We start from the raw sequence: 13,489 nt of genomic DNA on the forward strand, positions 1-13,489 counted from the left end.
ATCAGACGGAGGCCGTGTTCACGTCCCCGGAATCCCCGTACGAGCGATCTCGTTCGGGGCATCGTTCGAGGGCAGACCATAAAGAACAAGCTGAGGCGTTGTCTCCAGCGCCGACGGCTTCCCTCGTTGTTCTCAGCCCTTGGGTGCGGGAGGACGTCTGATTCGTGGTCAGCCGACGGGTTTCTCCCAGACCGAGACGTGTTGACGGCTCTCGCTTGTGAAGGCTTCCCGTGTCCATCCGTCCCACCGCTCGCGCAGCCGCAGTCCTGCGAGCTGGGCCATCAGATCGAGTTCCGACGGCCACACATACCGGAAGGGGATGGATCTGTATTCACCGCGGCCGTTGACGACTTCGATGTAGTTCGAACTCGTCGACTGGGTGGCGACGTCGTAGATGTCGAAGGCCCACCGCGTTGGGCTCACGTGGTACGGCACGACGTTCTGCCCGGCCGGAAGCCGTCGCAGCTCGGGGATCAGGACCTCGATGACGAAACAGCCTCCGGGTTCCAGGTGGGCGGCGGCGTTGCGGAAACAGGCGACCTGCTCCGCCTGCGTCGTCAGATTCATGATCGTGTTGAAGACCAGGTATGCGACGGAGAACGTTCCGTCCACTCTCGTCGTTGCGAAGTCGCCGATCGTGACGCTGACGGTGTCACCGCCTGACTTGGCCCGCATCCGGGCAACCATCGCTCGGGACAGGTCTATGCCGTGGACCCGGACTCCGCGTTGTGCCAGCGGCAACGCGATGCGTCCTGTCCCGATGCCCAGTTCGAGGGCCCGGCCGCCATCGGCCAGGTCCGCCAGAAATCCGACCGTCTCGTCGATGACCCCCGGCTTGAACATGTCTCCTGACGACTCGTCGTAGGCCGCAGCGACACGCTCTCCGAAGTAACCGTCCTGATCGTTCATCGCCAGACCGTACGCGGGCAGCGCGTCGCGGCGCGCGTGAATTTCGCGCTTGGCAACCAGCAGCCACCGGCCAAGCTCTGGCTTGCAGCTTGGACCCAGTCGGGAGGGCGTCGGCAGGTATCAGGGGCCCAGGGAGGCTGACGAGCCACCCGTCGTAGGGTCCCCGCGCAACGCGCGTGCCAGCTCGGAGACGTGTCGCGCCTGGACAGCAGACAGCCGTCGAGCCTCCCACAGCAGCTCTGCGACGTCCGCTGCCTCCGCAGACGGAGGGGGTGGCACCTGACGCAGGGGAACGCCAGTGACCACAGCCAGCTCACAGGCGTCGATCCCCAGCAAGGCCGCGAAGTCCGTCACCAAGCGCGGGGTCAGCTCCTGGCGACCGGAGCCGATCACGCCGTAGGTGGCCGCCGAAAGGTACGTGGGCGTCGCGGACGCAAGTGTTTTCGCTATGCCCATCCAGTTCAGGTTTCGGTACTGGAGCATGCGGACGACCCAAGCGCCCGGGCCGCCTGTGAGGGACATGGGCGGCTTGAGGACGAAGCCGGCACGTCGTTCTTCCTGCGGCAGTGAGCGGATCAGCTGTAGAAGTTCACGGCGTCCCGTTTCGGGGAGGCGCGCCGCGTCCGTCACTATGCGCGTCGACCACTTCGCGGCAGTGGCATCCAAGGGCGCCAGGTCGTCCGGGACCGCCCACCCCGCGAGAATGAACAGATCGACAGCATGAAAGTCCAGCGCAGGAGCAAGCAGTCGGAGCATGACCTCGCTTGGGCTCTTCCCCGCGAGTACCGCTCGGACCTCGTCTCCGGTCGACCCAGCTCGGTCGGCCAATGCCTGCGCGCTGAGCATTCTGTGGTCCAGCAACCGCTCCAACACCGCGCCGAACCCGCGGTTCTCCATCATGACCGCAGACTAGCCAGATCGATGGGCTTCAACTGCTTCGGCCCCGCTGCGGGCCCGGGAACGGTCAGACCTTGCCGCGAGAGCGGTCGGACAGCCTCGCCCGACCATCTGGGAGTCCCCGGTGGACTTGATGCTGCCGCCTGAGCACCGTCGCGGGCACGGAGCGATATACGGCGGCCTGAACCACGGCCGTCGACATCGACCGGCTGCGGTCGGTGCCGGCTGGCTTGCCGCTGCCGTGTTTCGATGGCGGGCGCCTGGTCTTGGCGGTCGACGTGTCGCCCTGGCTGCGGTCGGACGCGCCGTGCTCGGCGGAGCGCCTGTCCTGCCACTTCTACGGCCGGACGGAGACGGCCTCCCAGTTCATTCCTGGCTGGTTACTTGTGCGTCTCCGGGACCACTGTCAGTGGCGGTCGGAATCGTGCACGGCCGTCACGAAGACCGCGCACAGGCACGAGCCGGTACCGGACATGACCGCGCTGCCGCTGGTGTCGCACGGGAGCTCGCGGCTGCTGGACCTCGATCTTGCCGCACGGCTCATGGCCGCGTGCCGCACCGAGTGCGTGCTGTGCCGGAAGTCCCTTGCCGAGAAGACGGTCGCGTACGCCCGCCGACGCTAGCCGCCCTCGCTGGCGCAACTCGCGAATGGCGGGCTGGACGCCGCAGTTGAGCGCGGCCGGCTCAGTGGTGAGTCGTGCGGTCATGTGGCCATGATCTCGCGGAACGGGCCCGGCGCGTACTGCTCGGGGTCCGACAACGCCAGGGCCCTGAGCGCGCGGTCACTCGCTCGATGAAGTGCCGGGGATGCTGTCCGTGATGTCGCTCGACGGGTCGAGCGTGCCCTCGACGTCGTCAACAACAACGTCCAGGCTCATCAGCTTTCCGCCCCATGTAACCCGGGCGCCTGGGAATTCGGTTCCCTTCGCACCGGCGGCGCGCGCCCCAGCGATGAACGCGGCGATCTCGTCAAGGGTCATCTGCTTTGCTTTCGCCTTGTGTTCGAGTCTTTTGGTCATGGCTCTGATCCTCTCGCGCGGCGGGGCCGCCGCGCGCGGGATTCGCAGCGGCCGTCGAAGTCCGTTGCGAGAGCCTGATTGGCGGGATGGCGAAGGTCCTTATGGCGCTCTTTGAAAGCGACGACCCGCCCTGGCACGGCTTCTGACGGGCAGTCAGAAAAGCCTCATCCCATGACCCATCAACATCTCGACGACGAGGTGAACCTCGCCCTGATCGCCCTGATCGCCCTGATCGCTCGCATGGCCGGAGTCGGCCGCGCGGCCGTCGTCAACTGGCGCCGCAACAGGGTGGTTTCATCGCCACTGGCGGCACCAAGACGAGCCCGCGGTTTCCCCCCGCCGTCGCCGAGCAGACCGTCCGCACTGTGCAGCTCTTCGTCGAGTACGACCCGCAGCCACCCCTGGGCGGCATCGACTGGCGGTCCGGCGGCAGCGACTTCTTCAAGTCCCCCGTCTGGGCCATGGTGGAAGTTGCCCGGGCAGACCATCCTGCGATCCTGCCCCGCCTGACAACCTGAGCACCGCCGCGGTGACGAAAGCTCCCCGGCCCAGTGCCGCACCACGTTGGACCGGATGCACGACCATGGGGCGGACGGTCGCGCGGCCACCCTTGCGCAGGTCGAGCATGGTGTCAGAGCTGCACTTCGCGATCCGTGCTGCTGGCCCGTCGGCTGACGTCGGCGGCCCAGTCACCGGCGGATGTGCTCTGCCACTGGAGGTTCCGGAACGCCGCGGAATACCTGGTCTCCACCCACCGCAGACACGGCAGGGGCGGAAGCCGACTGCCCCATCGCGGCCTCGACTACGGACCCCAGCACGTTCCGGCATTCCTCCCCCTGGAATGGCACGAGACCCACCTCGGCGCCTTCACCGAGGCCTGCAGCATGTCCGTCCTACGGCGCACCACCTCCACCTTCCTCGCCCGGCGAGCCCTCGGAAGGACCATCCCCGAGGCCGCCGAGTTCCTCGGAATCCGACTCGCCGGACACGGCCTGGGCGGGCCCATCACCAGATGGGCCCGCCGCCAGGGCACCCCGGAAGCATACGAACGAGCCCTGGACGCGATCGTCGCAGAACTCGCCTCCTCACCGCTGATCGACTACCAGCACCGCCGCACCCTCCTCGCCGACTGGGCACTGCCACCACAGGCATGGCGCCAGATCGCCGACCAGCTGGAACGCCGACCCAGCCCCCGCTACATCTCCGACGACCGAGCACGCCTCGCCGTCACCGCCTACCTCTGGACGCAAGTCACCCAAGGCGAGACCCAGTTCGCACCGAAGCCGACAGAAGCCCGAAACGACCCCGAGCTCGACGCGCCATGGAGACTGGACCGGTTCACCATCGGACACTGGCTCCGGCAGAACAAGGTGCCCTTCTACCGGCAGATGAAGCCGCTGCTCGACGCCTACGCCACCCAGCTCGCCCGAACCGTCGATACAGCACGCTCCACTCGCCAACTCACACACTCACTCGCCAACTGAAGCGCTCAGAGGCCGTCACGTGGCGGCGGAGCAGACGAGGACTCGGCCGTCGCGGGTCCCGATGAGGAGCCGGCCCGATGGGGTGACGGTGAGCGCCGTGGGGATGACGGACACGTCTCCGAGGGTGAGGTGGTATCGCCAGAGCACGGTGCCGTCGTCGAGGCTGAGAGCGACGATCTCGCCGCCGTCGTAGGCGGTGAAGACCGTGCTTGCGTCGGCGGTCAGCGCGGTTGCGGAGCGGTCGGTGCGGAATACCCATCGAGGTGACCCGTCCGAGGCTTCGCGTCGGACGACGAACGAGTCACTGGGCTGGCGCCGCTGCCGGAAGACCCTGCCCGCGTGGACCAGGCTCCCGTCGGCGGCCTCCACACCGGGCCCACCGAGGTGTTCTTCCTCGGGAACCCAGGAATAGGGGAACAGCCGTCGTACGTCCTTCTGCGCCGGCTCGACCGGTCGGCCAGACCCGCGTCCGGCTTTCAGCTCGGCCGTGGCTACCCAGGGGACTCCGGGGTGCGAACGCCGAGTGCCCCCCTGCTTCACGTAGGACAGGAACCAGGTGCGGCTGGCGTTCCGGACGCGCAGGGGAGCCCTGCCGTTGACGGGTACACCCTGGACCCAGTACCCGGCGGGGGCGAGGGCCGGTTCACCGTCCGCCGCACTCGACAGCGATACGTAGCCGGACGGTGCGATCTGGTCCACTTGCGCACCGTCCGCCAGAGACAGCCGGACCACAGACTGCGGGCGCCGGTCGTGTCTTTCGGGGCGTACAAGGGAGACCCAGGCTGAGCTCTCGTCCCGGGCCACGGCAATCTCGCGGCCCCCTTCTTCGTCCGGGACGGCCCATGCCCGTTCCCCCGACGGAAGCCAGCACTCCAACTGCACTCCGCCGAGCGTGGCGAGGATCCGGCCGTCCGAGAGTTCCTCCACTGCCTGAACAGCGATACGGGGCTCCCAGTCCGGCCCGAGCTCGGTCACCAGCCGATACGCGGCCGCCCTGCCATCGGGACGGGGCGCCGGCACCCGGGGGCCGGCCAGCTCGATGGGCGTGATGGACCTGGGCGGCACCAAGCTCCAGTCGGACCGGCGTACCACGGCGGTGTGACTGTGCGTGTGCGCTTCCTTGTCCTGCCAGTCATCAGGCGGGGCCATAAGCACGCGAAGTCGCTGCTCGTCGAGCCACTCCAGCTCCACGACCTGGCGCCCGTCCTGATGCTCGAAGGCTGAGATGGATGCTCCTGTCTCCAGGTGGAGGAGGAGCAGGTCACCGGAGAAGAAGTACCCGCCGTCGTAGGAACCGGTTCCGACGGCGAGCAGCGGCAGCGTGGGGTGGAACGCCATCGCCTGGACCACGTCGCGAGAGCGGATCAGTGCGCGGCAGGACAGGGTGGCGGTGTCGTAGACGCCGACCGCCGGGTGATCGGAGAAGCCGTGCGTACCCGCCACAGCGAGCAGCCTCCGCCGTCCGTCAGCCACGGCAAGGGTGGGGTAGCCGATCTCGGCGAAGGAGCGGTCGCCGAGAATCCGGTCGACGGAGAACGAGTAGGTCATGGGAACGATCTTCGCAACACCTTGTGAAGGACGAAAATGAAATCCTGGCCTACGAGCCGCCACCGACCTCAGCCCTTAAGCCCAGCCGTGGGCGGCGGCGGCATACACGCCCAGGCGTGACGCTCAAGGTGCCAACTCAAGCACTCACTCGCCAACTGAAGCGCTCAGTCACACCCGCGTGCGTCGGCGGCACCGTCGGCTACCTCGTAGGTGTGCAGATCCAGGTCCACCAGGCTCGTGACTACGTTGCCGTGATGGACGAGCTCCGCACGCTGATCCAACCTCGGTGTGATGCCTGCCGCCCATGCCCCGCGCAGCGGACCGGCAAGCCCGGTGTGCGGCGTTCGGCGTCTGCGCGCTGTCCGGGGTGCCGGGGTCGGTCAGCGGGCTGGTGCCGGTGACGACGTCGACACGGTCGCCGCTGTCGGCGAAGGATCGGTGGCCTACTCGTGGTCAGCGCAGAGCTGGGTAGTCAGGGCCACCCATGCCCACTCCTCCCAGGCTTCGGGCGTCCAGCCCCGGTCGCGGACGAAGATCAGGTACAGCTCCGGGCTGAGCAGCCCGTACAGCAGGTCGGCTGCGCGGGCGGTATCGACGTCGGGGCGGGCGTCGGGCTTGGAGGTCAGTGCCTCCGCTGCGGCGTGCTGGACGGTGTAGCGCGGGTCGGGGCCGGCGGGCCACTGCGCGGCGATCTCCGGGTCCGTGGCCGCCGCGGCCGCGATCAACGGCATGATCGGGGCGACACGGCCGAGGACGTCGCGTACACCCCGTACGTGAGCGCGCAGTTGCCCAGCCGCGGTCGGCTCGGCGCACGCGGCGCGGAACCAGTCGCGGTCCATCGTGGCGACCGGTTCGACGTCGCCCGCGATGGACGTGTCGACGACGTCCTTGAACAGCGCGCGCTTGTTCCGGAACACGAAGTACACGGTCTGGACGGCCACACCCGCGCGATCCGCGACCTCCTGAAGGCTTGTCGCACCGTACCCCTGTGCGACGAACAGCTCCCGCGCCGCCGCGACGATTTTCTCGCGGGTACGCCGCGAGCGCTCGGCCCTCTTGTCGGGGCGCTTGACGTTCTGTCCGTCGGATCCCTTGACCGCATCCATGCCGGGAGTCTATCTCTAGAGTCAGTCACTAGAGATGAATTCTAACTTCTTGGAGGGGTAGCGATGAGTGAGACTCGGACGGCTGAGGAACTCGACCAAGAGGCGGCTGTGCGCCGCGTGTTGGAGGACTTCTACCGGGACGGCAGGCCGCCGTGGGACAGCGGCATCACGCCGCCCGAGCTGATGGCCCTGATAGAGGGGCCGGGAGCGCTGGTGCCGGGCCAGGTCCTCGAACTCGGCTGCGGCACCGGGACCAACGCGGTGTACCTGGCCCGGCACGGCTGGCAGGTGGCGGCCGTCGACCTGGTCGACCGCGCGGTCCGGCAGGCGAGGGAGAAGGCCGCCGCTGCCGGAGCGGACGTTACGGTGCTGTGCGGGGACGCCACGCGACTCGACGAGCTGGGTGTGCCCGGCCCGTACGACCTGTTCTTCGACCTGAGCTGCTACTGCGGGATTCCACCGCACCGCCGCGACGCCTACGCCGCCGGCCTCACCAGGCGTGCCGCTCCCGGTGCGCGACTGCTGATGTTCGGGTACGGGCCCGGGGCTTTCGACGACTCGTGGTCCGGTGTCACGGCGGACGAACTCCGCGCCAGGTTCGCCGGGTGGCAGCTGGCCGACGTGACGCCCGGCACGAACCCGGTCCCGACATTCTGGTTCACGCTGTACCGTGCCGCCGCCGCATCATGAGCTCAGCCACGCCGCATCTTCGGGCTGCGGACATCCCATGGCCGGGGATCTCGGGGGTGTGCGTCCCGTAGCGCCGGTTTTCGTGACGTTGTGCCCCACCCGCCGCAGCGGTGACGTCCGCTGTTCCGGGGCCGGGCGCGGTGGGAAACTGCGGCAGCCGGGGAGTTGAGCGGCCGAAGGGGCGGGCGGATGATCGTGACGGAGTTTCGGACGGTGGACGTGCCGGTGGAGGACCGGTTCGACTACTGGTGCCAGCTGGTGGGGAAGACCATGGTGCCCGTCGACATGGACAGCGACCACGCGGCCGACTATCGCGGGGAGATGCGGGTCCTCGGGGTCGGTGCGGCCTCGGTGTGGCCGGTCACGACGCAGCCGGTCCGCCTCAGGCGGACACCCCGGCTCATCCGGCAGTACGATCCGGAGCTCTACCGCCTGTTGCTCCCACGGCACGGCACTCTGGAGGTGTCCCAGGCCGGCAGGCAGAGCGCACACGGCTCCCCGGACATGACGGTCACCAATACCTGGCGCCCCTTCGACCTCCGCTATCCGGAACCGGTCACGGTTGTCGGCCTTGAGATACCCCGGAGACTCCTGCCACTGCCCGAGGCGAGGGTGGAGGGACTGCTGTCACGGCGACTGCCGGCGCGGGACGGTTTCGGCGCGTTGCTCGCTGCTTTCCTCACCACGGTGTCCCGGGACAGCGCTTCGTACGGGCCGTCGGACGGCCCTCGCCTGGAGACGGTCCTCGTCGACCTTCTGTCGGCGGTGCTCGCCCACCACCTGGAGGAGGAGAACCGATTATCGCCTGAGACGCGGGGACGCACTCTCGTGCTGCGGGTGCGGGCGTTCGTTCAGCAGCACCTGCACGAGCAGGAGCTCTCGCCGGCGTCCATAGCGGCCGCGCACCACATCTCGGTGAGCTATCTCCACCGCCTCTTCCAGGCGGAAGGCGTGACAGTCGCAGCGTGGATCCGGCAGGAGCGCCTCGCCCGGGCCCGGCGCGACCTGGGGGACCCGCTGCTGCGGCACGTACCGGTGCACCAGATCGGTGCCCGCTGGGGCTTCTTGGATGCCGCCGTCTTCAGCCGCGCGTTCCGTAAAGCGTACGGGCTGCCACCGCGGGACTACCGCCACCAGACTCTGCGCGCCCCCAGGCGTACTGGTGGCTTCCCATCCCCTGCCTGACCACTACACCGACGGTATCCGTCAAAGCGGAACAGCCTCACAGAGGATGTACTCGGTGACCTGTCTCCGCTCCTTCCTCTACGGCCAGGTCCGCCTCCCCGCCCTTGGTACGTGTGATCTCGTAGACCCACGCAGGAGCCGCCCTCACGGCCACGAGGCGGGTGGCAACACTCGGTGCGACGTGGCCGCGAGGACAGCTCAGCCGAGTATCGGCTGCTACTTCACCAGGAGCACGCAACTCGCCGCGTTGTCGCCGGTGCCGTTGTCGACGCTTCGGGTGCTGTTGTTCCAGTGGTTGTTCGAGATGGCCCGTCACACCGGGCGGGGAGGTACGAACCCACCCATCACGTTCAAGCAGGTCGACACCGTCCTCCCGCTTCCCGCACACCCTCAGACACGGGACGTCCGATCTCCAACTGCCCAGCCGGGTACTGCGCCACGTGGCGCGGGGCTCGCTCTGCGCCGGCGACCAAGCTCGTCAACGAGCTGGTCGAGGCCGCTGACGAGAAGCAGCTGTCGGAGACGATCGCCCGCTGCGGCCGTGTCGATCTTTTATGCGTCGATGAAGGCGGATAACTGGAACTCGACTGGCGGGGTGCCGAGTTGCTGTTCCAGGTGCTGCCTGAACGTGAGGAGGAGAACAGCGTCGGCATCGCCTCGAACGAATCGTCTTCCGGGTGGACGAAGACGTTCACCGCCCTGCGGCTCTGCGCGGTGACCGTCGACCGGCTCACCTTCAACGGAGCGATCGTCCAGATCGGCACCGAGTCCTACCGCCTCGCCCGCACCGAGCAAACCGCCGCCGGCTGAGGCCGGAGCCGGGTTCCTGCGCGGTACTTGTGGACCGCGCAGGAACATCTCATGCGCCGGTTACTCCGTCGATCCGCTCGCGAATGAGATCAGCGTGACCGTTGTGACGCGCGTACTCCTCGATCATGTGCACCATGATCCAGCGCAGGGAGACCCCCGGATCACCGACAAAACCCGCGTCGTGTTCGGACAGGTGACCGAAATCGTCCAGCGACGCGTCGGCAATCACCTCACGGCCCCGGGCGACCTCGGATTGCCAGGCAGCCGTCGCCTCGTCGAGCCCTCGGTCCGGCCGGAGCGCGTAGCCGTCGACGTTGTTTTCCCCGAAGACCGGCGGCACATCCTGACCTGCGAATACACGCTGGAACCAGTTGCGCTCCACCTCGGCCACGTGCTGAACCAGACCGAGTAGCGTCATCGACGAGGGTGACACTGCGGCAAGCCGTAATTGATCATCCTTGAGGCCCGAACACTTCAAGGCAAGAGTTGCACGGTGAAAGTCCAGCCATGCCTCCAACATGGCTCGCTCGTCAGCATGCGCGGGTGGGATAAGGCGTCCATCCGGTGTCGTATTCATCGGCACACCGTGGCAGCAACAGCCCCGGCTCACGACCACCTTCGCTACCGACGAACACGCCTATCATCCCTTCCCGTCCCAGGGCGGGCCAGTGACATCACAGCTCGCTGGCATTGATCTTGCTGAGCCGCGCGAGGCGACTCCTGGAAGCACCTCCAAATGACTCCCCAACGAAATGACACAGCCAGCCGAGCGGATCGGCGGTGCCCGGCCCCTCGCGTCGGTCACCGACGAGGAGATCGGCGAGGTGCTGTGGAGCCGGTCCGCAGTGAACACCTGGAACGCACGCCGGGCGCGCCCCTTGAGCGTGTCCTCCTGTCCTCGGGAGCGCCAAGGTTCCTTGTCCGCCAGGTCCTGGCCGGTGAGCTGGCGGACTGTGTTGCCGGCGAAGGGCCAGAGCGGGTGACGCCCTCGCCCGGCCAGCGGGTGCCTGCTGCGGGGTCCGCAAGCGCGTCCTGCTCTACTCGTGAACCGCAGGTCGGACCGTTGTGGGCGGCCAGTTGGATTTCTCCGTCCGCAGCCGTCTGATGGGGAACCAACTGGCCACGGGGCCGCTGACGGTCAGTGACTTGGTTCGCGCTCGTCATCCATTTGTCTGGCGGTTCCCGCGACGGCCGGACCGAGATCGGTGGGGAGGTGGCGCACCGCCAGGGCGACGGCCTCCTCGGCTGTGGCGGCCTCGCCGAGAACGTCATCGGAGAGCGGATGCCTCTTCACGCGGAAGGGGCTGCCACCGTGTGACGGGACGATGGCCACCTCATCGAGGAACGGGTATCCAGCGCAGAAGCTGAAGCCGAGCGTCCAGTGGCTGGAGAATACATAGAGCCGTCGCAGCCGTGGTTCTGCGTGAGCCGCTTCCACGAGTTCGCCAAACCCTGTGAAATCCGGTTCCTCGGCCGCCTGCTCCCGCATTGTGTGCCACTGCAGCTCCACCACCGCAGCCGGCCCGCGTTCGTGAGCTTCGGCGCGCTTGCTGGAGCGCAGAAACGACAGCTCCGCCCGCAGCTCCCGCAGGCTCCTGCCCTGCCCCCATGCCGCTCCGGCCCTGACGACATCCGCCAGGTCGGTCGTGGCTCCGGTGATGAGTTCGATGCCGAGACTCCAGCCGGAGACACCGAACCAGCGGCTCTTCGCCCCGATGTGAACGGACAGCGGCTTGCGCTCGGGCACCGAAGAGGCGATGCCCGCCGAAACGAGTGGGCCCCAATCGCCGGGTACCACTGTGAGATCGGCACCGAGTTCGGCCGCCACCTGTTCCAGCGCTGCGGCCAGGCTGCCCGCAGCAGCCAGATCAGGGTAAAGGTCAGGGTCCACCTTCGTAGTCTGCCGTCGCGACGCCACCAAGAGAACGGCGATCAGACGTTGTTCTGACAGCACCCGGGCGAGAGCCGAAGAGTCCACAGCGGGCTGACCCTGAAACTCCTGGACCGCTGTCGGGAGACCTGTCAGGCTCCGTCTCGTGGGGATCCTCGATGTCCTGACCAGCATGGCGAAGACGGGGCGGCTGGGCCCGGTGTTCAGCGTAGCCGAGTGGAGCGATGTGACCGCAGCTCTCGGCGAGGCGTGGGACATCGGGACGATGAGCCTTAGCAGAGAGTGGCCGAGGCTCTTCGCCTACGGAGACCTTGAGCTGAGTGTCTGCCGCTGCCGCAAGGTGTCCCTCATCTGCGTCCAGACCTGGCGCGACGTCGTCGAGCTCCCCTCGTCGGTTGTCGGGGGGACGGGCATCTTCCCGGCAGGGCTCAGGCACGCGGATGTCCTGTCCGCCCTGGACAGGGCCGACTGTTCCTGGGAACCCTGTCCGTCGCTGACCTTCGGCGACCAGCGCTCGCTCGTGACGGTCCAGACAGGAGCGAACTTCACCTTCGAGATCCCCGGGGGCGGGGAGCCCGTGTTGAACGTCATGGGCCTGCCTGGCGACGGACACGACTGCAACGTGAAGCGCCGTCAGAGCTATTGAAGACTCATTGATCCAGCGATCGCTGACCGCTGCCCGAAACTCGGGTTCTGGCTCGTTTTCCGTGAAGCGGTCACACACTGTTCAGTGACGTCGGCCGCTGAGATGATCACCGCTCACCCATAGCTGAGGAGTCGGGGCCCCAGATGAGTAGCTGGTCGCCAAAGGTAGATGAGGTGTTGGAGGCGTCGGGATGGACGCCTGGACGGAAGGTAGACACGGCCTGGTGGCGATCCATGTTCGAAGCAGTCGGCCTCGCCATGCACGACGCTGCGGAAGCCTTCCTGCAAGAGTTCGGCGGTTTGACTGTGAACGTCAGCGGACCAGGGATCAGCTGTGCACGCACGCCGTTCGAGCTGGACCCCGAGCTGGCATGGGGCGAGGATGACCGATTCACGGAGTGGGGCGAAGCGATCGGGCGCTATCTCTACCCGCTCGGCGAGCTGGACCACGGCCGGTTCTTCCTGGGCATCGATGAAGCGGGCGTGATCTATCTCGTCGAGACCTGGGTTGCCAGCTTCGGACCGATGCCTCACGCCATGGAGAACTTGGTTCTCGGCGTGGCTCCCCGCCGAATCGATGAGAGGTACGAGCCAGCGGGACAGCCGTCCTGACGCGTCGGTCACGTGTAGAGCAGCACTCGCTTTCGCAGGAGCAGGAATCCGGCTCGGCCGAACATCTGCCGTTTGAGCATCTTGATCCGGTTGACGTGCCCCTCTACGACGCCCGAGTTCCAGGGCAGGGTGAGACCGGCGATGACAGCGTCACGGTCGCTGTCAGCGTACGGACTTTTCTCCCCCAGTTGCGTACGGACGAACGTCCCCAGCTCTGGTCGCAGGTTGCGGCAGTGCGGCAGGGATCTCGGTTGAGATCGATGTCCGGACCAGGGACACTCGCGCGATGAGCCGCAGCACATCGTCTGAACCGATCCAGCGAGGGTGGGATGAGCCCTGGTATCGGGTCCGTGTGGAGGGTTTCGAAGCGTCGTTCCTGCCCAGCGACGGCGAGGACTTGGACGAGGTCTGCAACGTCGATGTCTTCGTGACTCTGAACGATGGATCTCGTTGGACCGCGACCGTGTTCACCGTCGCGGAAGTCGACCGCCTGATGAAACTCTGGGCAGGGACCCACGAGGCCCTCGGGGGCCGGTACTTCTGGGTCTCGGACGGCCTGATCGTCAGGGATCCCGGCATCGACAACATGACCGACGTGATTGCCGGACTGATCGAGAACGGCGAGTTCTCCAAGATCTTCCAGCCGGTGATCAACAACTGATCAAGTGTTCGACCGCCGGAAGTGACGTGGGT

Annotated in this window: 14 protein-coding genes and 2 pseudogenes; 9 read left to right on the forward strand and 7 right to left on the reverse strand. The window is 67.2% G+C overall.

Annotation, left to right across the window (positions count from 1 at the left end):
• Window positions 1–168 precede the first annotated feature (168 nt).
• Together ACFWU9_RS27560 and ACFWU9_RS27565 are read right to left on the reverse strand one after the other, a co-directional pair.
• Window positions 169–909 (reverse strand): class I SAM-dependent DNA methyltransferase, encoded by a 741-nt coding sequence (locus ACFWU9_RS27560; RefSeq protein ID WP_384323030.1) that lies wholly within the window; start codon window positions 907–909, stop codon window positions 169–171.
• Window positions 910–1,029: 120 nt separating this feature from the next.
• Entirely contained in the window at window positions 1,030–1,809 is a 780-nt protein-coding gene (locus ACFWU9_RS27565) for a hypothetical protein (RefSeq protein ID WP_384323032.1), read from the reverse strand.
• A 115-nt stretch (window positions 1,810–1,924) separates the two neighbouring features.
• Here ACFWU9_RS27565 and ACFWU9_RS27570 point away from each other — a divergent pair.
• Window positions 1,925–2,186: pseudogene (locus ACFWU9_RS27570) on the forward strand (transposase); the annotation flags it as partial.
• A gap of 402 nt (window positions 2,187–2,588) precedes the next feature.
• Here ACFWU9_RS27570 and ACFWU9_RS27575 read toward each other — a convergent pair.
• Entirely contained in the window at window positions 2,589–2,825 is a 237-nt protein-coding gene (locus ACFWU9_RS27575; RefSeq protein WP_384323034.1) for a hypothetical protein, read from the reverse strand.
• 365 nt (window positions 2,826–3,190) lie between these two features.
• Between ACFWU9_RS27575 and ACFWU9_RS27580 the strand changes: the two genes are divergently transcribed.
• Window positions 3,191–3,343, forward strand: coding sequence for a hypothetical protein (locus ACFWU9_RS27580; RefSeq protein WP_384323036.1), 153 nt, complete (start codon window positions 3,191–3,193; stop codon window positions 3,341–3,343).
• A 135-nt stretch (window positions 3,344–3,478) separates the two neighbouring features.
• Window positions 3,479–4,309 carry a hypothetical protein gene (locus ACFWU9_RS27585; protein WP_384323038.1) on the forward strand — a complete coding sequence of 277 codons (831 nt, stop codon included), beginning with the start codon at window positions 3,479–3,481 and terminating at the stop codon, window positions 4,307–4,309.
• 15 nt (window positions 4,310–4,324) lie between these two features.
• Here ACFWU9_RS27585 and ACFWU9_RS27590 read toward each other — a convergent pair whose 3' ends face one another.
• Both ACFWU9_RS27590 and ACFWU9_RS27595 read right to left on the reverse strand, forming a co-directional pair.
• A complete protein-coding gene (locus tag ACFWU9_RS27590; RefSeq protein ID WP_384323040.1) occupies window positions 4,325–5,857 on the reverse strand; it encodes a PQQ-binding-like beta-propeller repeat protein in 1,533 nt (510 codons plus the stop codon).
• A gap of 443 nt (window positions 5,858–6,300) precedes the next feature.
• Complete coding sequence (locus ACFWU9_RS27595) at window positions 6,301–6,963, reverse strand: TetR/AcrR family transcriptional regulator (protein ID WP_384323042.1); 663 nt, start codon at window positions 6,961–6,963, stop codon at window positions 6,301–6,303.
• 63 nt (window positions 6,964–7,026) lie between these two features.
• Between ACFWU9_RS27595 and ACFWU9_RS27600 the strand changes: the two genes are divergently transcribed.
• From ACFWU9_RS27600 to ACFWU9_RS27610, 3 genes and pseudogenes are all read left to right on the forward strand, one after another.
• Window positions 7,027–7,653: a class I SAM-dependent methyltransferase gene (locus ACFWU9_RS27600; protein WP_384323044.1), complete on the forward strand. Its 627-nt coding sequence runs from the start codon at window positions 7,027–7,029 to the stop codon at window positions 7,651–7,653.
• A gap of 189 nt (window positions 7,654–7,842) precedes the next feature.
• Entirely contained in the window at window positions 7,843–8,838 is a 996-nt protein-coding gene (locus ACFWU9_RS27605; RefSeq protein ID WP_384323046.1) for a helix-turn-helix domain-containing protein, read from the forward strand.
• Window positions 8,839–9,303: 465 nt separating this feature from the next.
• Window positions 9,304–9,648: pseudogene (locus tag ACFWU9_RS27610) on the forward strand (ATP-binding protein); the annotation flags it as partial.
• A 49-nt stretch (window positions 9,649–9,697) separates the two neighbouring features.
• Here ACFWU9_RS27610 and ACFWU9_RS27615 read toward each other — a convergent pair.
• Together ACFWU9_RS27615 and ACFWU9_RS27620 are read right to left on the reverse strand one after the other, a co-directional pair.
• The gene (locus ACFWU9_RS27615) at window positions 9,698–10,225 is read right to left on the reverse strand and encodes a DinB family protein (RefSeq protein WP_384323048.1); all 528 of its coding nucleotides are present in this window, start codon (window positions 10,223–10,225) and stop codon (window positions 9,698–9,700) included.
• 561 nt (window positions 10,226–10,786) lie between these two features.
• Complete coding sequence (locus ACFWU9_RS27620; protein WP_384323050.1) at window positions 10,787–11,539, reverse strand: DUF6193 family natural product biosynthesis protein; 753 nt, start codon at window positions 11,537–11,539, stop codon at window positions 10,787–10,789.
• Between the two features lie 145 nt (window positions 11,540–11,684).
• On the opposite strand from ACFWU9_RS27620, the gene ACFWU9_RS27625 reads away from it, so the two are divergent.
• The 3 genes from ACFWU9_RS27625 to ACFWU9_RS27635 all read left to right on the forward strand — a co-directional run bounded on the left by ACFWU9_RS27625 (window position 11,685) and on the right by ACFWU9_RS27635 (window position 13,457).
• On the forward strand, window positions 11,685–12,185 hold the full coding sequence (locus tag ACFWU9_RS27625; RefSeq protein WP_384323052.1) for a hypothetical protein: 501 nt from the start codon (window positions 11,685–11,687) through the stop codon (window positions 12,183–12,185).
• A gap of 143 nt (window positions 12,186–12,328) precedes the next feature.
• Window positions 12,329–12,796 carry an SUKH-3 domain-containing protein gene (locus ACFWU9_RS27630; RefSeq protein WP_384323054.1) on the forward strand — a complete coding sequence of 156 codons (468 nt, stop codon included), beginning with the start codon at window positions 12,329–12,331 and terminating at the stop codon, window positions 12,794–12,796.
• A gap of 286 nt (window positions 12,797–13,082) precedes the next feature.
• Complete coding sequence (locus ACFWU9_RS27635; protein WP_384323056.1) at window positions 13,083–13,457, forward strand: hypothetical protein; 375 nt, start codon at window positions 13,083–13,085, stop codon at window positions 13,455–13,457.
• Window positions 13,458–13,489 lie beyond the last annotated feature (32 nt).

This window comes from Streptomyces sp. NPDC058653, from assembly GCF_042716895.1.
Classification (GTDB): domain Bacteria; phylum Actinomycetota; class Actinomycetes; order Streptomycetales; family Streptomycetaceae; genus Streptomyces.

Excerpts from the sequence above, each read along its gene's own strand:
- ACFWU9_RS27595 (WP_384323042.1), bottom strand. The coding sequence starts at position 6,963 with ATGGATGCGGTCAAGGGATCCGACGGACAGAACGTCAAGCGCCCCGAC.
- ACFWU9_RS27615 (WP_384323048.1), bottom strand. The coding sequence starts at position 10,225 with ATGAATACGACACCGGATGGACGCCTTATCCCACCCGCGCATGCTGAC.
- ACFWU9_RS27600 (WP_384323044.1), top strand. The coding sequence starts at position 7,027 with ATGAGTGAGACTCGGACGGCTGAGGAACTCGACCAAGAGGCGGCTGTG.
- ACFWU9_RS27560 (WP_384323030.1), bottom strand. The coding sequence starts at position 909 with ATGAACGATCAGGACGGTTACTTCGGAGAGCGTGTCGCTGCGGCCTAC.
- ACFWU9_RS27635 (WP_384323056.1), top strand. The coding sequence starts at position 13,083 with ATGAGCCGCAGCACATCGTCTGAACCGATCCAGCGAGGGTGGGATGAG.
- ACFWU9_RS27630 (WP_384323054.1), top strand. The coding sequence starts at position 12,329 with ATGAGTAGCTGGTCGCCAAAGGTAGATGAGGTGTTGGAGGCGTCGGGA.
- ACFWU9_RS27590 (WP_384323040.1), bottom strand. The coding sequence starts at position 5,857 with ATGACCTACTCGTTCTCCGTCGACCGGATTCTCGGCGACCGCTCCTTC.
- ACFWU9_RS27605 (WP_384323046.1), top strand. The coding sequence starts at position 7,843 with ATGATCGTGACGGAGTTTCGGACGGTGGACGTGCCGGTGGAGGACCGG.
- ACFWU9_RS27575 (WP_384323034.1), bottom strand. The coding sequence starts at position 2,825 with ATGACCAAAAGACTCGAACACAAGGCGAAAGCAAAGCAGATGACCCTT.
- ACFWU9_RS27565 (WP_384323032.1), bottom strand. The coding sequence starts at position 1,809 with ATGATGGAGAACCGCGGGTTCGGCGCGGTGTTGGAGCGGTTGCTGGAC.